Source organism: Pseudomonas sp. DWP3-1-2, assembly GCF_049896285.1.
GTDB lineage: Bacteria > Pseudomonadota > Gammaproteobacteria > Pseudomonadales > Pseudomonadaceae > Aquipseudomonas.
In genome coordinates this window covers 120,504-141,081 of record NZ_JAFCTZ010000002.1, presented here as the reverse complement: position 1 = coordinate 141,081, position 20,578 = coordinate 120,504, and the positions used below count along the sequence as shown (strand labels likewise).

Annotated in this window: 18 protein-coding genes and 1 other RNA gene; 1 reads left to right on the top strand and 18 read right to left on the bottom strand. The window is 59.5% G+C overall.

The features are described 5' to 3' along the window. The first annotated feature begins 292 nt into the window (after positions 1-292). Positions 293-748, top strand: coding sequence for a DUF721 domain-containing protein (locus tag ACP7B0_RS06525; protein WP_426140243.1), 456 nt, complete (start codon positions 293-295; stop codon positions 746-748). Positions 749-951: 203 nt separating this feature from the next. On the opposite strand, the gene lpxC is transcribed toward ACP7B0_RS06525, so the two are convergent. From lpxC to rsmI, 18 genes are all read right to left on the bottom strand, one after another. Next, on the bottom strand, positions 952-1,863 hold the full coding sequence (gene lpxC / locus ACP7B0_RS06520; RefSeq protein ID WP_426140241.1) for a UDP-3-O-acyl-N-acetylglucosamine deacetylase: 912 nt from the start codon (positions 1,861-1,863) through the stop codon (positions 952-954). Between the two features lie 112 nt (positions 1,864-1,975). Further along, positions 1,976-3,163: a cell division protein FtsZ gene (gene ftsZ / locus ACP7B0_RS06515; RefSeq protein WP_426140240.1), complete on the bottom strand. Its 1,188-nt coding sequence runs from the start codon at positions 3,161-3,163 to the stop codon at positions 1,976-1,978. Positions 3,164-3,230: 67 nt separating this feature from the next. After that, positions 3,231-4,490 (bottom strand): cell division protein FtsA, encoded by a 1,260-nt coding sequence (gene ftsA / locus ACP7B0_RS06510; protein ID WP_426140238.1) that lies wholly within the window; start codon positions 4,488-4,490, stop codon positions 3,231-3,233. A gap of 14 nt (positions 4,491-4,504) precedes the next feature. Continuing rightward, positions 4,505-5,368 (bottom strand): cell division protein FtsQ/DivIB, encoded by an 864-nt coding sequence (locus ACP7B0_RS06505; RefSeq protein WP_426140237.1) that lies wholly within the window; start codon positions 5,366-5,368, stop codon positions 4,505-4,507. A 3-nt stretch (positions 5,369-5,371) separates the two neighbouring features. Then, on the bottom strand, positions 5,372-6,328 hold the full coding sequence (locus ACP7B0_RS06500; RefSeq protein ID WP_426140236.1) for a D-alanine--D-alanine ligase: 957 nt from the start codon (positions 6,326-6,328) through the stop codon (positions 5,372-5,374). Further along, positions 6,325-7,785 (bottom strand): UDP-N-acetylmuramate--L-alanine ligase, encoded by a 1,461-nt coding sequence (gene murC / locus ACP7B0_RS06495; RefSeq protein WP_426140234.1) that lies wholly within the window; start codon positions 7,783-7,785, stop codon positions 6,325-6,327. Before murC ends, ACP7B0_RS06500 begins: the two co-directional genes overlap by 4 nt. After that, positions 7,778-8,848, bottom strand: coding sequence for an undecaprenyldiphospho-muramoylpentapeptide beta-N-acetylglucosaminyltransferase (gene murG / locus ACP7B0_RS06490; protein WP_426140233.1), 1,071 nt, complete (start codon positions 8,846-8,848; stop codon positions 7,778-7,780). Before murG ends, murC begins: the two co-directional genes overlap by 8 nt. Beyond that, positions 8,838-10,052, bottom strand: a complete 1,215-nt coding sequence (gene ftsW / locus ACP7B0_RS06485) for a putative lipid II flippase FtsW (RefSeq protein WP_426140231.1) — start codon at positions 10,050-10,052, stop codon at positions 8,838-8,840. The genes murG and ftsW overlap by 11 nt, the downstream gene beginning before the upstream one ends. Continuing rightward, complete coding sequence (gene murD / locus ACP7B0_RS06480) at positions 10,049-11,395, bottom strand: UDP-N-acetylmuramoyl-L-alanine--D-glutamate ligase (RefSeq protein WP_426140230.1); 1,347 nt, start codon at positions 11,393-11,395, stop codon at positions 10,049-10,051. Before murD ends, ftsW begins: the two co-directional genes overlap by 4 nt. 5 nt (positions 11,396-11,400) lie before the next feature. Further along, positions 11,401-12,483 carry a phospho-N-acetylmuramoyl-pentapeptide-transferase gene (gene mraY, locus ACP7B0_RS06475; RefSeq protein ID WP_426140229.1) on the bottom strand — a complete coding sequence of 361 codons (1,083 nt, stop codon included), beginning with the start codon at positions 12,481-12,483 and terminating at the stop codon, positions 11,401-11,403. Further along, the gene (locus ACP7B0_RS06470; protein ID WP_426140228.1) at positions 12,483-13,853 is read right to left on the bottom strand and encodes a UDP-N-acetylmuramoyl-tripeptide--D-alanyl-D-alanine ligase; all 1,371 of its coding nucleotides are present in this window, start codon (positions 13,851-13,853) and stop codon (positions 12,483-12,485) included. Before ACP7B0_RS06470 ends, mraY begins: the two co-directional genes overlap by 1 nt. Further along, positions 13,846-15,309: a UDP-N-acetylmuramoyl-L-alanyl-D-glutamate--2,6-diaminopimelate ligase gene (locus tag ACP7B0_RS06465; RefSeq protein ID WP_426140227.1), complete on the bottom strand. Its 1,464-nt coding sequence runs from the start codon at positions 15,307-15,309 to the stop codon at positions 13,846-13,848. The genes ACP7B0_RS06470 and ACP7B0_RS06465 overlap by 8 nt, the downstream gene beginning before the upstream one ends. Beyond that, the gene (locus ACP7B0_RS06460) at positions 15,309-17,045 is read right to left on the bottom strand and encodes a peptidoglycan D,D-transpeptidase FtsI family protein (RefSeq protein ID WP_426140226.1); all 1,737 of its coding nucleotides are present in this window, start codon (positions 17,043-17,045) and stop codon (positions 15,309-15,311) included. The genes ACP7B0_RS06465 and ACP7B0_RS06460 overlap by 1 nt, the downstream gene beginning before the upstream one ends. Further along, positions 17,042-17,335, bottom strand: a complete 294-nt coding sequence (gene ftsL / locus ACP7B0_RS06455) for a cell division protein FtsL (RefSeq protein ID WP_426140225.1) — start codon at positions 17,333-17,335, stop codon at positions 17,042-17,044. The genes ACP7B0_RS06460 and ftsL overlap by 4 nt, the downstream gene beginning before the upstream one ends. Beyond that, a complete protein-coding gene (gene rsmH / locus ACP7B0_RS06450) occupies positions 17,332-18,279 on the bottom strand; it encodes a 16S rRNA (cytosine(1402)-N(4))-methyltransferase RsmH (RefSeq protein ID WP_426140223.1) in 948 nt (315 codons plus the stop codon). Before rsmH ends, ftsL begins: the two co-directional genes overlap by 4 nt. Beyond that, a complete protein-coding gene (mraZ, locus tag ACP7B0_RS06445) occupies positions 18,276-18,731 on the bottom strand; it encodes a division/cell wall cluster transcriptional repressor MraZ (RefSeq protein ID WP_426140222.1) in 456 nt (151 codons plus the stop codon). The genes rsmH and mraZ overlap by 4 nt, the downstream gene beginning before the upstream one ends. A 307-nt stretch (positions 18,732-19,038) precedes the next feature. After that, positions 19,039-19,396: RNase P RNA component class A (rnpB, locus tag ACP7B0_RS06440), an RNA gene on the bottom strand. Positions 19,397-19,457: 61 nt separating this feature from the next. Then, positions 19,458-20,354 (bottom strand): 16S rRNA (cytidine(1402)-2'-O)-methyltransferase, encoded by an 897-nt coding sequence (gene rsmI / locus ACP7B0_RS06435; protein WP_426140221.1) that lies wholly within the window; start codon positions 20,352-20,354, stop codon positions 19,458-19,460. Between the last annotated feature and the right edge of the window lie 224 nt (positions 20,355-20,578).

Below are 20,578 nucleotides of genomic sequence, written 5' to 3'. Positions count from 1 at the left end.
TGGAGGGCGGCCCCGTGAGTCGCCCGTGCAGCCCTTATGGCCGCATGCGAACGAGCATTCTACCCGGAAACGGTGGTGAGGAAAGTGGCGTTATTCCACGATGCTGGCACAGCGCTGTGACGGGGCTGTTTCTAGATAGGGCCTTTTTTCCGGACTTCAACCCACAAACCGCAGAAGTTAAAAAGAAGTTACTCGTTGATTTTGCGTGTAAAAACCGCGAAAGGAGCCTGAACGCGGAGCCAGAGAGCATTTCTGGTAACATGGCGACCTTGTCACCCAAGGTTACTTCACCATGGCATTTCGTCCCCTCACAGCCCGGGCACCGGCTGTCTTGTTGCGCGAAGCGAAGCCGCTCAAAGCCATTTTTCATCACGCCCAGCGTCTGGGTCACCTGCAACGGTTGCTGGAAAGCCAGTTGCAACCGGCCGCGCGTGAGCATTGTCATGTCGCGTCCTGGCGTGAAGGCAGCCTTCTGTTGATCGTCACCGACGGTCACTGGGCGACCCGACTGCGCTACCAGCAAAAACGCTTGCAGCGACAACTGGTCGCATTCGACGAGTTCGCCAGCCTCACGCGCATTCTGTTCAAGGTACAGCCGCCCACCGTACCCCAAGGGGCCGTCGGTCATACGATGGACTTGTCCACCGTGGCCGCCGAAAGTATCCAGGCCACCGCAGACGGTATCGCAGATCCAAAACTCCGTGCGGCACTGGAGCGGCTGGCGGCGCATGCCAAGCCTAAAGAATAGGCCCGTCACACCAAGGCGGTGCGCAGTGGTGGGAGCGAATTCATTCGCGAAGAGGCCCGACCAGACAGTAGCCTTCTTTGCCCTTCCCACCGTCATCCCGGAATAATCCGGCCCCCCGGATTATTTCGGTATCGCCCGCCCATAAAAAAAGGCCACCCGAAGGCGGCCTTTAAAAAATAAAAGGAAAGAGGGTAAAACTGACCTTACACGGCCGCTACGGGGCGCATGTAAGAAATCGGTGCAGTGCTGGCATCTTCGAAAGTCACGACTTCCCAGGCGTCTTTCTGCTCGATCAACGTGCGCAGAAGGCGATTGTTCAGAGCGTGGCCCGACTTGAAGCCGCGAAACTCACCGATCAGGCTGTTGCCCAGCAGGTAGAGGTCACCGATTGCATCCAGAATCTTGTGTTTGACGAATTCGTCCTCGTACCGCAGGCCGTCTTCGTTCAGTACGCCATTCTTGTCGACCACAATGGCATTTTCCACACTGCCGCCGAGTGCGAGATTGTGCTTGCGCAGGTACTCGATATCACTCATGAACCCGAAGGTCCGGGCACGGCTGACTTCCTTCACGAAGGAAGTGCTGGAAAAGTCCACGCTTGCACTCTGGGTGCGGTCGCGAAAAACGGGGTGATCGAAATCGATCTCGAAACTGACCTTGAACCCTTCGAAAGGCACGAAAGTAGCGCGTTTACCGCCCTCTTCCACTGACACTTCACGCAGGATCCGGATGAATTTCTTCGGCGCGTCCTGTTCTTCCAGGCCAGCCGATTGAATCAGGAATACGAAGGGTCCCGCGCTGCCGTCCATGATTGGAACTTCGGAGGCAGAGAGTTCGACGTAGGCGTTATCGATGCCAAGGCCAGCCATGGCCGAAAGCAAATGTTCTACCGTGTCAACTTTGACATCACCGCTGACCAGAGTGGTCGACAGGGTGGTGTCACCGACATTTTCCGCCCGCGCAGCAATCTGCACGACGGGGTCAAGGTCAGCACGGCAAAACACGATACCGGTATTCACAGGAGCAGGCTTGAGGGTCAGGTAAACCTTTTCCCCCGAGTGCAGGCCGACGCCTGTGGCACGGATGATATTTTTCAGGGTGCGTTGTTTAATCATGGCATTGGCCGCTTCAGCGCAAGTTGCGAACTGGTATCAACAAAGGCTGGCGATAATAGCAGACCCGGCCTTTGCTGAACACCAATCACCCAAATACCCCTGATACATTTCATCAATCGGCCTGACGACGCAGGAAAGCCGGGATGTCCAGGTAATCCAGATCATCGTTCGGATTCATTTTCGCCGCTGCTGTTGCACCCGCGTGAGCCTGATTGCGCATCACGGTAGGACGATCCAGATCACGGTAGTTCACCGACGGCGACTCCTGACGGGCAGAAGGCTGGGCCGAGGCTTGCTGAGTGGTCTGCAGGGTGTTGTCGATAACCTTCACAGGTTTTTCGATTTTCGCGCCCAGGCCGGTGGCAACCACGGTCACGTGCAACTCGTCACGCATGTCCGGATCGATAACAGTACCGACCTTGACCATGGCGTGCTCGGAAGCGAACGCTTCGATGATGCTACCCACGTCCGAGTACTCACCCAGAGACAGGTCAGGACCGGCAGTGATGTTGACCAGGATGCCGCGTGCGCCTTGCAGGTTCACGTCTTCGAGCAGCGGGTTGCGAATGGCTGCTTCGGTGGCTTCCCGTGCACGGTTCGGACCGCTGGCGCAGCCAGTGCCCATCATCGCCATGCCCATTTCGCTCATCACGGTACGTACGTCGGCAAAGTCGACGTTGATCATGCCCGGACGCTTGATGATGTCGGAGATACCGCGAACGGCACCAGCCAGTACATCGTCAGCCTTGGCGAAAGCCGACAGCAGGCTGGCGTCCTTACCGAGGATGGTCAGCAGCTTCTCGTTAGGAATGGTGATCAACGAGTCGACGCTTTCGGACAGCATGCGGATGCCTTCATCGGCGATCTGCATACGCTTGCGGCCTTCGAACGGGAACGGACGTGTCACGACCGCAACGGTCAGAATGCCCATTTCCTTGGCCACTTCAGCAATGATCGGCGCAGCACCGGTACCGGTACCGCCGCCCATGCCAGTGGTGATGAAGACCATGTTGGTGCCCTGCAGAACTTCTGCAATGCGCTCACGATCTTCCAGTGCAGCCTGACGGCCGACTTCAGGGTTGGCGCCAGCGCCCAGACCCTTGGTCACGCCTGTCCCCAATTGCAGGATGGTACGTGCACCGATGTTTTTCAGGGCTTGAGCATCGGTGTTGGCGCAGATGAATTCCACGCCTTCGATGTTGCTCTTGACCATGTGATTAACGGCGTTGCCGCCACCACCACCCACACCGATAACTTTGATTACCGGACTTTGCGGGACGTTGTCTACGAGTTCGAACATTTTCCCTCTCCTTTCATTCTCTAGTTTTGTGCCTGGTGCCCACTGCCTGCCAACTGCTTTTTGAAACCTAGAAATTGCCTTGGACCCAGCGCTTGATACGTTCAAGCACCGGAGCTTTAGGCTCATCCCCATAACCATTACTGCTACTGCCGATGCCGGAAAGCGAAATACCGTCAGACTGCTTTTGCAGCCCGTACAGCAACAACCCGACACCAGTGGAATAAATGGGATTTCGCACAACATCGGCGAGCCCTTTGACGCTATGCGGTACGCCAAGGCGGACCGGCATGTGGAAGATCTCTTCGGCCAGTTCGACCGCACCTTCCATTTTCGAAGTACCACCGGTCAGCACGATGCCGGCCGGGATCAAATCTTCGTAGCCGCTGCGGCGCAGTTCAGCCTGAATCAGGGTGAACAGCTCGTCGTAGCGGGGTTCGACCACTTCAGCCAGGGCCTGACGCGACAATTCGCGCGGTGGACGATCGCCCACGCTTGGCACTTTGATGGTCTCACCGGCGCCGGCCAGTTTGGCCAGAGCGCAGGCATAGCGAATCTTGATTTCTTCGGCGTATTGCGTCGGTGTACGCAGCGCCATGGCGATATCGTTGGTCACCTGATCGCCGGCAATCGGGATCACGGCGGTGTGGCGAATTGCGCCTTCGGTAAAGATGGCGACATCGGAAGTACCACCGCCGATATCCACCAGGCACACACCCAGCTCTTTTTCGTCATCGGTCAGTACCGAGTACGCCGAAGCGAGTTGTTCCAGAATGATGTCGTCGATTTCCAGGCCGCAGCGACGCACGCATTTCTCGATGTTCTGGGCAGCGTTCACCGCGCAGGTCACCACGTGAACCTTGGCCTCCAGACGCACGCCCGACATGCCCAGAGGTTCACGAACACCCTCCTGGTTATCAATCACGTAGTCCTGGGGCAAGGTGTGCAGCACGCGCTGGTCGGCCGGGATTGCCACCGCCTGAGCGGCATCGAGTACACGCTCCAGGTCCGCCGAGCTGACTTCACGATCGCGGATTGCCACGATGCCGTGGGAGTTCAGGCTGCGAATATGGCTGCCGGCCACGCCGACGAATGCCGAGTGGATACGGCAGCCCGCCATCAGCTGAGCCTCTTCCACTGCACGCTGGATCGACTGAACGGTGGACTCGATATTCACCACCACGCCTTTTTTCAGGCCGCGGGAAGGATGGGTACCGATACCGACGATTTCCACCGTGCCATCGGCCGCGACTTCACCTACCAGCGCCACTACCTTGGAGGTGCCGATATCCAAGCCGACGATCATTTTGCCGCTTTGCACGTTTGCCATGGTCCTGCCTCTTGTCAATTCTTCGCGACGGCGGGTTTGTCCGTCGTAGGCGCTACCGGCTCACGCCACCCGACGGCAAGGCCGTTGGAGTAACGCAGGTCGATGCGCGCAATATTCGTGATCTGGTCTTTAAGCGTTTTGTCGTAAATGGCGATAAAACGGCGCATTTTTTCCACTAAGTGATCGCGTCCCAGCAACAACTCGATGCCTGGACCGGCACTGCCCGCGCCCGTGGTCAAAAACCAGCTGCCACGTTCACGTAATTCCAGCCGAGCGATGGAGAACCCCATTGGGCGCAACATCTGACTCAAAATCTGATACTGCTGCATCACCTGCTGCTGAGCCCGCTGGGGGCCAAACAACTGCGGCAGGTGTTCGTAATTGGCCAGTTCACGCGGGGTAAACGCTTGCCCCTGGTTATTGAGCAAGGCTTCATCGCCCCAGCGCGCCACCGGCAGTTGTTCTTCAAGACGGATCACCACTTGATCCGGCCATACCCGACGCACTTCCGCATGAGCGATCCAGGGCATTTGCTCCAGTTCGGTTCGCATGCCCGCCAGATCGATGGTGAAGAAGCTGGCCGCCACAAAGGGGGCTATCCGCTGCTGCACGGCCTGCTGGCTGATGTAGCTCAGGTCACCCTGTACGTTGATCCTGGTGATCGGGCGGTCGGCATACGGCAACAGACGTTGCGCGCCCTCATAGGTGCCAAACCCCAGAACCACCAGCATCACCGGCCAGAACAACCGCTTGAAAAACCCGAAGTTCGCTTTCGGCAGACGCGCCGACAGCGGTTCTTTGGCCACCATGCGACTGGCACCCCGCGGCACCGGCTTGCGGCCGGGTGCTGGAGGCTGATGACGTGCCGTCGCGTTCATGACTTAACCCCGCGCCTGGACGCTGTCGGCCAGAATCGCCAACACCAGTTGCTGGAAGTCCAGACCAGCGGCTCGTGCAGCCATCGGCACCAGACTGTGATCGGTCATGCCCGGCACCGTGTTCACTTCCAGCAGCCAGAACTTGCCGTTCATGTCCTGCATGACATCCGTGCGCGCCCAACCGGCAATGCCCACGGCTTCGCAAGCCCGTTCGGTCAATTGCTTGAGTTCCTGTTCCTTGCTTTCTTCGAGGCCGCACGGGATCCGATACTGGGTATCGTCCGCCAGGTACTTGGCGTCGTAGTCGTAAAAACTGTGAGGAGTGCCCAGGCCAATCGGAGGCAATACCTGGCCACGCAGAGAAGCGATGGTGAACTCGGGACCTTGAATCCATTGTTCAACCAAAACGTGCGAATCGTAGGTACTGGCGGATTTCCAGGCGGCGATCAATTCGTCGGCGCCGGTCACCTTGGCCATACCGATACTGGAACCTTCATGAGCCGGTTTGACGATTAAAGGCAAGCCCAGTTCCGTGACCGCCGAAATACAATCCGCTTCGCTGGCCAGCACTCTGTGCAGTGGCGTTGGCAGGCCCAGGCTCTGCCAGACCTGCTTGGTGCGCAACTTGTCCATGGCCAGCGCGGAAGCCAGTACGCCGCTGCCGGTGTAGGGGATTTCCAGGCACTCCAGCAGCCCCTGCATGGTCCCGTCTTCACCGCCCCGACCGTGCAGCACGATAAAGGCGCGATCGATCTTCTCGCTGACCAGACGCTGCAGGAAATCGTCGCCGACATCGATACCGAACGCATCGACGCCCGCGCTTTGCAGTGCGTGCAGCACCGCCTGACCGGACTTCAGCGAAACCTCACGCTCAGCGCTTTTGCCACCGAACAGCACGGCAACGCGGCCGAAGGTTTTCGGCTCCAGCGTGCAGAGCAGTGATTGCGTCAGCGCCGTCATTTCAGCTTTCCTTCAGTTGACGCGATGACAGCGCCCGCGAACAGCGGGCTTCTCAACAGTTGCGGCGCAAGGCCACCGATGTCGCCGGCACCCTGACACAGCAGAATGTCGCCCGGACGCAGCAGCGGCTTGACCAGCGGCGCAAGCTCAACGCCGCGTTCGATATAGATCGGGTCCATCTGGCCACGCTGACGAATGCTGTGGCACAGGTTGCGGCTGTCCGCTCCCGGAATAGGCTCTTCGCCAGCGGGATAGACTTCCATCAACAGCAACACATTGGCTTCGGTCAGCACCTGGACGAAATCGTCGTACAGGTCACGGGTACGGCTGAAGCGGTGGGGCTGGTAAACCATGACCAGACGGCGATCGGGCCAGCCGCCGCGTACCGCGTTGATCACAGCGGCAACTTCACGGGGGTGATGACCGTAGTCGTCGACCAGCATGACGTTGCCGCCTTCCACCGGAAGCTCGCCATACACCTGAAAGCGGCGACCCACGCCCTGGAATCCGGAAAGGCCCTGGACGATGGCCTCGTCGCTGACGCCTTCGTCGGTCGCAATGGCAATGGTCGCCAGCGAATTGAGCACGTTGTGATTGCCCGGCATGTTGACCGAAACATCCAGCGGCTCATGATCGCGACGCAGCACGGTGAAGAACGTCAGCATGCCGTCCTGGCGCACATTGATGGCGCGCACGTCAGCGGTTTCGCTGAATCCGTAAGTCAGGGTCGGACGTTTCACCAGCGGCAGGATTTCGCGCACCACCGGATCGTCGATGCACACCACTGCCAGACCGTAGAACGGCAGGTTGTGCAGGAACTCGACGAAGGTTTTCTTCAGTTTGTTGAAGTCGCCTTCGTAGGTCGCCATATGATCGGCGTCGATATTGGTCACGACCGCGACCAGAGGCTGAAGGTGCAGAAAGCTGGCGTCGCTTTCGTCGGCTTCGGCAATCAGGTAACGGCTGGTGCCCAACTGAGCGTTGGTACCTGCGGCATTCAACCGGCCACCAATGACAAATGTCGGGTCCAGACCGCCCGCGGCGAACACCGAGGCAATCAGACTGGTGGTGGTGGTTTTGCCGTGGGTGCCTGCAACTGCGATGCCGTGGCGATAGCGCATCAGCTCAGCCAGCATCTCGGCGCGGGGCACCACGGGAATGCGGCGCTCAAGAGCCGTCGCCACTTCCGGATTTGAGGTATTGACCGCACTGGACACCACCAGCACGTCAGCGCCCACGGTGTTTTCGGCACGGTGACCGATAAAGATCTGGGCACCGAAGGACTCAAGGCGCTCGGTAACAGGGGATGACTTAAGGTCGGAACCGGAAACTTCGTAGCCCAGGTTCAACAACACTTCAGCGATCCCGCACATGCCTACCCCGCCGATCCCGACGAAGTGGATGCGACGAATACGGCGCATTTCCGGCTGTGGCATCGCGCGTTTATTCTCAACCATGAGCCACCTCCAGGCAGATATCGACAACGGTGTTGGTGGCGTCAGGCTTGGCCAGTCGGCGAGCGGTGCGAGCCATGTTGTTCAGTTGTTCGGGTTGCATCAAAACCTCTTTCAGGCGCGCCGCCATCTCGGCTGCGCCAGTTGTCGCTTGTGGCATCACGAAAGCAGCGCCTTCGAGGGCCAGATAGTCGGCATTGCGGGACTGGTGGTCGTCGATCGCATGGGGCAACGGCACCAACAGTGACGGCAGTCCGGCTGCCGCCAATTCACTGATGGTCAGCGCGCCTGCGCGACAGACCACCAGGTCGGCCCAGCTATACGCTTGAGCCATGTCCTGGATAAAAGGCGCCACTTGCGCCTCCACACCGGCAGCGCGATAGCGCTCTGCGGTGATTTCATCGTGCTGCTTGCCGGCCTGATGAAACACCTCGGGCCGCACCTCTGCGGGCACCAGCGCCAGCGCCTCGGGCAACAGTTTGTTCAGCGGTTCGGCGCCCAGGCTGCCGCCCAGAATCAACAACCGCGCACGACGCCCGGCCAATGCCTGGCGCGGGGTCTCCAGAAACAGCTCGACACGCACCGGATTGCCGGTGGTGCGGCGCTTGCTGCTGGCCGCGAAGGTATTGGGGAAGGCTTCGCACAAGCGACTGGCGAACGACGCCAGACTGCGATTGGCGGTACCGGCCACGGCGTTCTGCTCGTGGACAATCAAAGGTACCTTCGCCAACGCTGCCGCCAGACCGCCAGGACCGGTGACGTAGCCACCGAAACCCACCGCGCAAACTGGCTTGAGCTCGCGCACGATCCTGCGCGCCTGCAGCAATGCCTTGACCAGCATCAAAGGGGCCTTGAGCAAGGACAAACGGCCCTTGCCGCGCAGACCGGTCACGTTGATCAGGTGCAGGGTGAACCCCGCCTGCGGAACCAGTTCGTTCTCGATGCCACGGGGCGTACCGAGCCAGTGCACTTTATAGCCACGGGCCTGAAACTCACGGGCACAGGCCAGCGCAGGGAACACGTGCCCGCCGGTTCCGCCCGCCATGATCAGCACATTAGCGTCCATGAGGCGGCTCCTCGGCGAAGTCGCTTTCGTCGAACTCGGCCTCTTCGCTGCCCATGTTGTTGCGCGATTCCCATTCGATACGCAGCAACAATCCCAGGCTCGCACAGCAGATCACCAGCGAGCTGCCGCCATAGCTGAGGAACGGCAAGGTCAAACCCTTGGTGGGCAAAAGCCCGACGTTCACGCCGATATTGATCAGAATCTGACCGATCCACAGGAACGCCAAGCCATAGGCCACATAGGCGCCAAAGAATTGCTTGGCACGCTCAGCCCACATGCCGATGTACATCGCCCGGATGCTGACAAACAGAAACAGGCCAACGGTCAGCAGCGAGCCGACCACGCCCAGCTCTTCAGCCAGTACCGAGAAAACGAAGTCAGTGTGGGCTTCCGGCAGGTAGAACTGCTTCTGCACGCTGTTGCCCAGACCTACGCCAAACCACTCGCCACGACCAAAGGCGATAAGCGCCTGAGTCAGCTGATAACCGGAGCCGAATTGATCGGACCATGGGTCGGTAAATGTAATCAGACGCGCCATTCGATACGGCTGAGCCTGAACCAGAACGAACACCGCCCCTACCGCCAATGCCACCATCAGGCTGAACCGGAACAGACCGACCCCGCCCAGGAAGAGCATTGCGGCCGCAGCGCCCATCATCACGACGGTGGCACCGAAGTCGGGCTCCATCAGCAGCAAGCCAGCCATGGGCAGCAACACGATGAAGGGTTTGAAGAAGCCCATCCAGCTTTCGCGAACTTCGGTCTGGCGACGAATCAGATAGCCCGCCAGGAAAATCACCACGAACAGTTTGGCAATTTCCGACGGCTGCACGTTGAACGCACCGAAGCCGATCCAGCGCATCGAACCGTTGACCTCGCGCCCGACACCGGGAATCAACACCATGACCAGCAAGCCGAAGGCACCGAGGAGCATCAACCAGCCAAGACGCTGCCAGGTCGCCACCGGGATCATCATCGTTACGCCGCAGGCACCCAGGCCGATGATCATGTAGATCAAGTGGCGGGTCATCATGTAGAGCGTGTTGCCGGACTGCACGGCGGCCACTTCCGACGACGCGGACGTGATCATGACCAGCCCAAGGCCCAGCAATGCCAGGCAACCGGCCAGCATGGGGAAGTCCACGTCGATGCCACGGCCACTGATCAGTGGCGATGGGTACGGTTTGATTACGCCAAAGATCATGACAAGTTCCTCACGGCTTGCGCGAACAGCTGACCGCGCTCTTCGTAATTCTTGAACATGTCGAAACTGGCGCACGCTGGCGACAGCAACACGGCATCGCCGGGCTGCGCGGCTTCTGCACTGCGCGCTACGGCTTCATCCAGCGACTGGACACGAATCAACGGCACGCTATCGCCCAGCACCTGAGCGATCAGCTCTGCATCACGCCCCAGCAACACGACCGCGCGGCAGTGGGCCGCTATCGGTGCAGCAAGCCCGCTGAAATCGGCGCCTTTGCCATCGCCACCGGCGATCAACACCAGCTTGCCGCTGATGTCCGCGCCCAGCCCTTCGATTGCAGCCAGCGCGGCCCCCACATTGGTTGCCTTGGAGTCGTCGTAATAATTGACGTCTTCACGCTCGCGTACCCATTGGCAGCGATGTTCCAGGCCACCAAAAGTGCGCAGGCTGGCAAGCATCGCGTCCATGGGCAAGCCGACGGCATGCCCCAGCGCCAGCGCCGCCAGGGCGTTGGACTGGTTATGGGCACCACGGATTTTCAGTTCACGTACCGGCATCAGGGTGTCGAACTGGAACGCGAGGTATTTCTCGCCGTTCTCTTCGCGCAGACCGAAGCCATGGAAGTCAGGCGTGTTAAGGCCGAAGGTCCAGCACGGCAGGCCCTCACCGATCAGCGGACGGGTCAACACGTCCTGGCGGTTGACCACCACTTGCCGAGCACCACGGAAAACCCGGTGTTTGGCCAGGTGATAAGCCGGCAGGCCGCTGTAGCGGTCCATATGGTCTTCGCTGATATTCAATACAGTCGCGACTTCGGCGCCGAGCTGATCAGTGGTTTCCAGCTGAAAGCTCGACAGCTCAAGCACGTACAACTCGACGTCGTCGCGCAGCAGATCCAGAGCCGGAGTACCGAGATTGCCACCGACGGCAACGCGCTTGCCTGCCGCCTCGGCCATTTCGCCCACCAGGGTGGTCACGGTGCTTTTCGCGTTGGAACCGGTGATGGCGATGATCGGAGCCTTGGCGTGACGTGCGAACAACTCGATGTCACCCGACAGCTTCACGCCACGGGCGGCAGCCTGTTGCAACGCCGGGGTCGCCAAAGCCAGGCCCGGGCTCACGTAGAGCTCTGTGGCGCGGCAGAGAAATTCGACGTCCAGTTCGCCACAGCGCACGTCGACCTGAGGATAGTCCCGACGCAAGGTCGCCAGTTCCGGCGGATTCTCCCGCGTGTCAGCCACGGCAAACGGCACGCCCCGGTTCGCGAGGAAGCGAACCAGGGACATGCCGCTCTTGCCGAGGCCGACAATAATGCGGAAGTGGTCGGAAGCGATTAAAGACACTCGTTCTACCTCAGTTTCAGTGTGGCAAGGCCGATCAACACGAGAATCACGGTGATAATCCAGAAACGGACGATCACACGCGGCTCGGGCCAGCCCTTGAGTTCAAAGTGGTGATGGATCGGCGCCATGCGGAAGACGCGACGACCGGTCAACTTAAAGGACGCAACCTGAATAACGACTGAAAGGGTTTCCATCACGAACACGCCGCCCATGATGAACAGCACGATCTCCTGACGGACGATCACCGCAATGGTGCCCAGCGCCGCGCCCAGTGCCAGGGCACCCACGTCGCCCATGAAAACCTGAGCCGGATAGGTGTTGAACCACAGGAACCCTAGACCTGCGCCTATCAATGCGCCGCAGAACACGATCAGCTCGCCGGCACCCGGTACGTAAGGAATCAGCAGGTAATCGGCAAATTTCACGTTACCGGACAGGTAGCAGAAGATGCCCAGCGCGCCGCCCACCAGTACTGTCGGCAGAATCGCCAGCCCGTCCAGGCCATCGGTGAGATTGACGGCATTGCTGGAGCCGACGATGACGAAATACGTCAGGACCACGAAGCCAATGCCCAAGGCGATGCTGGCATCCTTGAACATCGGGATGATCAGCGTGGTTTCGACCGCCGACGGCGCGGTCATATAAAGGAAGATGGCCGCGCACAAGCCGAACACCGACTGCCAGAAGTATTTCCAGCGGCTGGGCAAGCCTTTGGAGTTCTTTTCAATGACCTTGCGGTAATCGTCGATCCAGCCGATGCCACCGAACAACAGCGTAACGATCAGCACGACCCAGACGTAACGGTTGGTCAGGTCCGCCCAAAGCAGCGTACTGATGGCAATGGACGACAGAATCAGCGCCCCGCCCATGGTCGGCGTGCCCGATTTGGAAAGGTGCGATTGCGGGCCGTCATTGCGCACGGATTGACCGATCTGCCGAAGCTGCAACGTACGGATCATCCAGGGGCCCAGGCAGAGCGAAAGCGACAATGCCGTGAGCACGCCGAGAATCCCGCGCAGGGTCAGGTATTGGAAGACCGCGAAGCCTTTGTGAAACTGTTGCAGAAACTCGGCCAGCAGCAGCAGCATTAATGTTTCTCCAGGCTGGAACCGCACAGTGCCGCGACGACGTTTTCCATCGCAGCGCTGCGCGAACCCTTGATCAAGATAGTGGTTTGAGTGTCCTGCTCGGCGCCCAGCGCAGCGATCAGGTCGGTCTGATTGGCAAAATGGCGCGCATGCTCGCCGAACGCGTTGACGGCGTGAACCATCAGCGGACCAACGGCATAAAGCGCCGACACTTTGCCTGCGGCGTAAGCGCCGACATCGCGATGACCCTGCTCGGCCCAGTCGCCCAGCTCACCGATATCGCCCAGCACAAGCACGGTACGACCGGTAAAGCCCGTGAGGATATCGACAGCGGCGTTCACCGAGGTAGGGTTGGCGTTATAGGTGTCATCAATGACCCGAACGCCGTTGGGCGCAATCTGCGAAACAGTGCGGCCCTTGACCGGCTGCACAGTGTTCAGGCCGACAACGATGCCATCCAGGGTGACGCCCAGTGCATGCGCCGCCGCAGCCGCCGCCAGTGCGTTGCCTACGTTGTGCACACCCAGCAGATTGAGTTGCACCCGCGCTGAACCCGCCGGGCTTTGCAGGGTGAACCCCGGGCAGCCACGCGCATCCAGCTTGAGGTCTTGGGCATGGAAGTCAGCCGTCGAATCCGCGACAGCAAAGCTGATCACCTGACGATGACCGGCACGGGCGGTCCAGATGGGGAACGCTTTGTCTTCCTTGTTGAGCACGGCGATGCCGAAGCTATCGAGCCCTTCGAGAATCTCGCCCTTGGCTTCGACAATTTTGTCAGGCCCGCCGAACTCGCCCACATGGGCGGTTCCAGCGTTGGTAATCAGCGCAACGTGCGGTTTGGTCAGGCTGACAGTGAAGGCAATTTCACCGACACGGGACGCACCCAGCTCGATCACCGCCGCCGCGTAGTGCGGAGCCAGTTCCAGCAGCGTCAACGGCACACCCAGTTCATTGTTCAGGTTGCCGCGTGTCGCCAATACCGGCCCACGGGTGCGCAGGATACTGGCAAGCATTTCCTTGACCGTCGTCTTGCCACTGGAACCGGTGATGGCCGCCACGGGCTTGTCGACAAACGCGTTACGGGTGATGGCGCCCAGTTGCGCCAGCGCTTTGCGCGTATCGTTGACGACCAGTTGCGGCAACGTGGAGCCGGCAACTTCATGATCAACCAGCGCACCTACCGCCCCTTTGGCGGCAACCTGATCCAGATAATCGTGCCCATCGAAGCGCGGACCGGTCAGCGCGACAAACAGCTGCCCCGGCGCAATGGCGCGACTGTCGATGCTGACGCCGTCAAACGTGCAATCAGCGCCCACCAGACGGGCGTCCAGGGCTACGACCAGTTCGCTGAAAGAAAGCGGCTTAAGCATGTGCGACCTCCCAGGCAGCCAATGCACGGGTGGCTTCTTCCAGATCGGAGAACGCGAGGCGCTGCCCGTGGATTTCCTGATAGTCCTCGTGACCTTTACCCGCCAGCACGATGACATCGTCGGCTTCGGCACTGGCGATGAGCTCACGGATGGCCGGACCACGGCCCTCAAGGAAACGCACGTTTTCAGCGTGGGTGAAACCCGCACGAATGTCGTCGAAAATGCGTGCAGGGACTTCACTGCGCGGGTTGTCGTCGGTGACCAGCACGCTGTCGGCCAGACGTTCCACAACCTCGGCCATCAACGGACGCTTGCCACGATCACGATCACCGCCGCAACCAAACAGGCACATCAAGCGACCCTTGGCATGTGGCCGCAACGCGGTGAGGACTTTTTCCAGTGCGTCAGGCGTATGGGCGTAATCCACAACCACCAAAGGCTTGGCACCGCCGCCCAGACGCTGCATGCGTCCAACCGGACCTTCGAGCTTTGGCAGCACCTTGAGAATTTCGTCCAGCGCGTAATCCAGCCCCAGCAACGCACCCACCGCAGCCAGTACGTTGCTCAGGTTGAAGCGGCCCAAGAGGCTGCTGCGCAACAGGTGTTCGCCTTGCGGCGTCACCAGCGTGGCGCGCACGCCGCCATCGTTGAAAAGCGCTTCCCGGCAATACAGGTAAGCGCTGGAATCTTCGAGGCTGTAGGTAATCAGTCGCGACTCATGCTTTTGTGCAGCCAGCGTACGGCCGAAATCATCGTCCAGATTCAGCACCCGGCAACGCAGATCGGACCAGGCAAACAGCTTGGCCTTGGCCTCGCCGTAGGCTTGCATGGTGCCGTGATAATCCAGGTGATCACGCGACAGGTTGGTCAGCACGGCGACATCAAAGGCCAGCGCCGTCGCCCGCCCCTGATCCAGGCCGTGGGAAGAAACTTCCATGGCCACGGCACGTGCGCCCGCTTTCTTCAAGTCCGTGAGCGTCGCCTGCACCGAAATCGGGTCCGGCGTGGTGTGCCGCCCGCTTTGCAGCGCGCCATAGAAACCGGTGCCCAGCGTGCCCACGATGCCGCAGTGCTGCCCCAGCAGATCCAGCGCCTGGGCAACCAGTTGGGTAACGCTGGTCTTGCCATTCGTGCCGGTGACGCCGACAAGGTTCAGGCTGCGGCTTGGATCGCCGTAAAAGCGACCGGCGATGTCCGACAGTTGCGCAGCCAGGCCCTTGACCGGGATCAGCGGAACATCGGTGATCGGCAAAACCGTAGCGCCTTCAACTTCATACGCCACCGCCGCCGCGCCGCGCTTCAATGCATCGGCAATGTGATCGCGACCGTCGAACTTGCCACCCGGCACCGCAAGAAACAGATCGCCGCCGCGAACATTGCGGCTGTCCAGGGTCAACTCGCGAATCATCAGATCGCGGTCTGCGTGAGCGAAAATCTTGTTCAGGCTGGAAGACATCAACCACGCCCTCCTTTAACGACAGGTGTTGCAGTGACTTGTTCTGGCGGCGTTGGGGCGAGGTTATCAGGCGTGACATTCATCAGGCGCAACGTGCCGGACATGACTTTGCTGAAGACCGGCGCGGACACCAGACCGCCGTAATAACCGCCCTTGCTCGGCTCGTCGATGACCACGACGATGGCGTAGCGCGGATTGCTCATCGGTCCGAAACCGGCGAACAACGAGCGGTAGGAATTTTCGGCATAGCCTTTGATGCCCGCCGAAGTCTTACGAGCCGTGCCGCTCTTGCCGGCAACGTGATAGGACGGCACGCGGGCGCGATAAACGCCACGCGGGTCCTCGATCACCTGTTGCAGCATGCCTTGCAGCGTTTTGGCGGTCGCCTCGGGAATCGCCTGAACCGATGTCGGCGCCGCGTCGCTTTTGAGAATCGTCAGCGGCACGATACGACCGTTGTTGGCCAGCGCGGCGTAGGCGTGAACCAGTTGCAGCGCGGTCACTGACAACCCGTAGCCGTAAGACAGGGTCGCCGTCTCGGCTTTGCGCCATTCGCGATAGTTAGGCAGGTTGCCTACGCGCTCGCCCGGAAAGCCCAGACCGGTGTATTGCCCGAGACCCACGCGCTGCATGGCACGAAAAATCGCTTCGCCGCCCACATCGAAAGCCACCTTGCTCATCCCCACGTTACTGGAGTTGATCAGAATGCCGGTCAGATCCAGTATCGGTCCTTCGGTCTTGGTAACGTCGCGAATGGTGTACTTGCCGATCTGCAAGGTGCCGGGGTAAACCTCAACCTTGTCGGTGGGTTTCCAGCGACCGCTGTCGAGCGCGGCAGTCATGGAAATCGGCTTCATGGTCGAGCCGGGCTCGAACACGTCAATGATCGCCCGGTTGCGCATGGCGGCAGGCACCATGGTGCGACGGTTGTTCGGGTTGTACGTCGGCGAATTGACCATGGCCAGTACTTCGCCTGTCTTGACGTCCATGATCACCAGACTGCCGGCCTTGGCTTCGTTCTCGACAATGGCATTGCGCAGTTCGCGGGTGGCCAGATATTGCAGGCGCAGATCAATGGACAAGGCCAAGGTCTTCCCGGCCTTGGCATTTTTGGTGACCTGGACATCCTTGATAAGTCGTCCGCGGCGATCCTTGATGACCTGACGTTTGCCGGGCACGCCCGCAAGCCAGTCGTCATAGGCCAGTTCGACCCCTTCACGACCATGGTCGTCCAGGTCGGTGAAACCGACCATATGGGCCGTTACATCGCCGGCCGGATAGAAACGACGGAATTCTTCAATGCCGTAGACACCCGGCACTTTAAGGTCCAGGACTTGCTGCCCTTGCTCCGGGGTCAGACCACGGACCAGGTAAATGAATTCCTTGGAGGCCTGGGAATTCAGGCGTTCGGTCAGTGACTTGAGGTCTTGACCCAGAGCCGCTGCCAGAGCGGGCCATTTGGCTTTGTCCTGCTGCATTTCCTTGGGGTTGGCCCACAGCGTCGTAACGGGTGTGCTGACGGCCAAAGGTTCGCCATTACGGTCGGTGATCAAGCCACGGTGCGCAGGAATCGGGATATGCCGAACACTGCGGGCGTCGCCCTGCTCTTTAAGAAACGTATGATCCACGACTTGCAGGTCGACGATGCGCCAGCTAATGACGAGCACGAGCAAAACGAGCAGACCTACGACCACGCGAAAGCGCCACGGGTACATTGCCCCCTCAAGCTTCATCATGGGGCCACCATTCGCACTTCGGCAGCGCTCGGGATGCGCATGTGCAGCTGTTCTGTGGCGAGGGCTTCGATGCGGCTATGGGCTGTCCACGTGCTTTGCTCAAGAATCAGACGGCCCCACTCGGCTTGCGCCTTGTCCCGCACGCTGAGTTCGGCATAAAGGGAGTTGAGCAACTGGCGGTTCCAGTGAGCGCTGTAAGACACGCCAATCGCCGAAACCAGGACAGCAATGAACAGCAGCAGCATGATGAAGCTGCCGCCGGGCAGTGGCTTGAGGAACCGCCGGCTCACTTGAGCTTCTCCGCGACACGCATGACGGCGCTGCGCGAGCGTGGATTGGCCTTGGTCTCGGTGTCGGACGCGAACTGCGCCTTGCCGTGGATCTTGATCTTCGGATCGAATGCCTTGAACTGGATGGGCAGATCCCGGGGCATGTTGTCGGCTTCGCCTTTGGCGAGCTTGCGCATGAACAGCTTGACGATGCGGTCTTCCAGAGAGTGGAAGCTGATCACCACCAGACGACCACCGACTTCCAGTACATCCAGAGCGGCTTCGAGACCGGCCTCCAGGTCGCCCAGCTCATTGTTCACGTGGATACGCAAACCCTGAAAGGCGCGCGTCGCCGGATTCTTGCCCTTTTCCCAGGCAGGATTGGCGACCTTGAGCACTTCGGCCAGATCGGCGGTGCGTTCAAAAGGCTGGACCTCACGGCGCGCGACCACGGCAGCCGCCATGCGCTTGGCAAAACGCTCTTCGCCATATTCCTTGAAAACCCGGGCGATTTCTTCCACGGGAGCGGTGGCGATGAACTCGGCGGCACTGACACCGCGAGTCGGGTCCATGCGCATGTCCAGCGGACCGTCATTCATGAAACTGAAGCCGCGCTCGGGATCGTCCAGCTGCGGGGAAGACACGCCAAGATCCAGCAGCACACCGCTGACTTTACCTTCCAGCCCGCGGCTTTGAGCCTCGGCACCCAGCTCGGCAAAGCTGCGCTGCACAATAACAAAGCGGCCGTCTTCGGCCGCTAGCGATTGCCCGGTGGCAATTGCTTGAGGGTCTTTATCAAACCCCAGCAATGTGCCAGCAGGCCCCAGCTTCTGCAATATAAGGCGGCTGTGCCCGCCACGCCCGAAGGTGCCATCCAGATAGCAGCCATCGGCGCGCACCGCGAGAGCCTCGACGGCTTCTTCGAGCAGTACGGTGATGTGTGTAAAGCCGCTAGTAATAGTCACAGGATCAGGTCACGTAATTCATCAGGCATCGCGCCAGGTTTTTGAATGGCCGCCAGATCCGCATCAGCAACTGCGTTCCAGGCGTCCTCGTCCCACAATTGAAACTTATTGAGCTGGCCAACTAACATCACGCGCTTATCCAACTTGGCATAGTCGCGCAGACGCGGCGGCACTAGAAAACGCCCACTGCCATCAAGTTCCAGATCGACAGCGTTACCGATCAAAAGCCTTTGAAGACGCCGGTTTTCCTCGCGAAACGTTGCGAGGTCTCGCAGCTTTGCTTCGATCAACTCCCACTCGGAAAGCGGATAGAGGCACAAACAAGGGTCAACAGCATCAATGGTCACAATCAGTTGGCCGGCGCTACGCGAATCCAACTCGTCACGATACCGACTCGGCATAGCGAGACGGCCTTTTGCATCGAGATTGATTGCGTTGGCACCACGAAACACAGGCGCATTCTCCAAATACTAACTTTTTGCGCTGAAAAAACCCACTTCATGCCACTTTCTGCCACTTGCGCACACTATAGGAACGCGCCCACCACACCGTCAAGGCACGGTCTTAAGGAAAACCCTTACATTACTGAGATTTAGGAGTGTTTTCGGATACGGAACGGTAATTTCGGGAACGTTCTTTCGGACATTTCCCACAAAGCTCAACGAGCTGCGCGCAGAAGTTAAAGTGATTTATGAGGTGTAAGATTTTTTCGGTATTACGAGGGGTGTTGTGCGCCTGAAACGCACAAGAGGGGAAAAGGTGGAGAGTCGATCTGTAAGCCGGGTTCTGTCGAGGACAGTCATTCCTCTACGACGGCCATCACTGGACGTCTTTAGCAACCTACCCGGTTCCAGCGCGGGCCACGCCTAGGAACCCTATTTGGTCTTGCTCCGAGTGGGGTTTACCTTGCCACGAACTGTTGCCAGACGTGCGGTGCGCTCTTACCGCACCTTTTCACCCTTACCGGCACCGAAGTGCTTAGGCGGTTATTTTCTGTGGCACTTTCCGTAGGCTCGCGCCTCCCAGGTGTTACCTGGCACTCCGCCCTATGGAGCCCGGACTTTCCTCCCCCCCTTAATTGCGAACAATAAGAGGCAGCGACTGTCCAATCGACTCTCCGCCGACAAGGTTAGCGGCACGAGTCGGCGAGAACAAGCTTTAAAACACCCGAAGCTCAATCACTTAGGGGAAAGGGGCGCGTCCTGATCACCCTTTTGCTGGTCCAGGGCCACCTGATAAAGCAGATTCTTGCGCACGCCGGTGATTTGCGCCGCCAGGGCCGCTGCACGCTTGAGCGGCATTTCCTGAAGCAGCAAGTCCAGAATGCGGCGCGCTTCAACACCAATGACGTCTTCACCTTCAGGCTCGCTCCAGCCCGCCACCAACACGACGCACTCACCGCGCTGCTGATTGCTGTCGCCCTCGACAAACGCCCGGAGCTCGCCCAAGGGCAGGCCTTTGAGCGTTTCGAAAGTCTTGGTCAGCTCACGGGCCAGCAACGCAGGCCGCTCTGGCCCGAACACAAACTCAAGGTCTTGCAGGCATTCAAGAATCCGGTGCGGCGCTTCGTAAAAAATCAGCGTGCGCGGTTCTTCCTTGAGCAATTCCAGACGCGCCCGACGGCCCACGACCTTGGCGGGCAAGAATCCTTCGAAGATAAAACGATCGGACGGCAACCCCGCAGCCGAAAGCGCGGCTATCAACGCACAGGCGCCCGGCACGGGCACCACCTGGATGCCCGCTGCACGCGCCTGACGAACCAGGTGATAACCCGGATCGGATATCAGCGGCGTACCTGCATCAGAGATCAGCGCGACATCATCACCGGCCAGCAACCGTGCGATAAAACGGCTGCCTTCATCGCGCTCGTTATGCTCGTGACACGCCGCCAAAGGAGTAGGAATTCCAAAATGCTGCATTAATCGCAATGAATGACGCGTATCTTCAGCAGCAATAAGTGCAACGTCACGCAACACTTTCAGGGCGCGCACGCTCATGTCGTCCAGATTGCCGATAGGCGTGGCCACTACATAAAGCGACCCGGCAGCGGAATTCGAAGCAACGGGAGCAGTCAAAGCGCAGACCTCATTTTTGTTACCCTTGGTTGGTGAAGAGTTTGCATTGTACAGACTACGACCCCCTCGCACGGGTAGCGCATTCATGGAAGACCTTAAAAAGGACGGAGCAGCATGATCAGTATCATCGCCATTCGCTATTTCATTCCCTGCAAATCTGCCGGTTTGGTCGCAAATATGCCCCTCCGGCAACCAATATCACCGCTTTAATGCCACCGACGTCG

What these genes read in the sequence shown, in the direction of transcription:
- ACP7B0_RS06465 (WP_426140227.1), bottom strand. Translation starts at nt 15,309, where the DNA reads ATGTCTTCCAGCCTGAACAAGATTTTCGCTCACGCAGACCGCGATCTG.
- ACP7B0_RS06460 (WP_426140226.1), bottom strand. Translation starts at nt 17,045, where the DNA reads ATGATGAAGCTTGAGGGGGCAATGTACCCGTGGCGCTTTCGCGTGGTC.
- ftsA (WP_426140238.1), bottom strand. Translation starts at nt 4,490, where the DNA reads ATGGCAAACGTGCAAAGCGGCAAAATGATCGTCGGCTTGGATATCGGC.
- ACP7B0_RS06505 (WP_426140237.1), bottom strand. Translation starts at nt 5,368, where the DNA reads ATGAACGCGACGGCACGTCATCAGCCTCCAGCACCCGGCCGCAAGCCG.
- ACP7B0_RS06470 (WP_426140228.1), bottom strand. Translation starts at nt 13,853, where the DNA reads ATGCTTAAGCCGCTTTCTTTCAGCGAACTGGTCGTAGCCCTGGACGCC.
- ftsZ (WP_426140240.1), bottom strand. Translation starts at nt 3,163, where the DNA reads ATGTTCGAACTCGTAGACAACGTCCCGCAAAGTCCGGTAATCAAAGTT.
- ACP7B0_RS06500 (WP_426140236.1), bottom strand. Translation starts at nt 6,328, where the DNA reads ATGACGGCGCTGACGCAATCACTGCTCTGCACGCTGGAGCCGAAAACC.
- lpxC (WP_426140241.1), bottom strand. Translation starts at nt 1,863, where the DNA reads ATGATTAAACAACGCACCCTGAAAAATATCATCCGTGCCACAGGCGTC.
- murG (WP_426140233.1), bottom strand. Translation starts at nt 8,848, where the DNA reads ATGGACGCTAATGTGCTGATCATGGCGGGCGGAACCGGCGGGCACGTG.
- ftsW (WP_426140231.1), bottom strand. Translation starts at nt 10,052, where the DNA reads ATGATCTTTGGCGTAATCAAACCGTACCCATCGCCACTGATCAGTGGC.
- murC (WP_426140234.1), bottom strand. Translation starts at nt 7,785, where the DNA reads ATGGTTGAGAATAAACGCGCGATGCCACAGCCGGAAATGCGCCGTATT.
- ACP7B0_RS06525 (WP_426140243.1), top strand. Translation starts at nt 293, where the DNA reads ATGGCATTTCGTCCCCTCACAGCCCGGGCACCGGCTGTCTTGTTGCGC.
- mraY (WP_426140229.1), bottom strand. Translation starts at nt 12,483, where the DNA reads ATGCTGCTGCTGCTGGCCGAGTTTCTGCAACAGTTTCACAAAGGCTTC.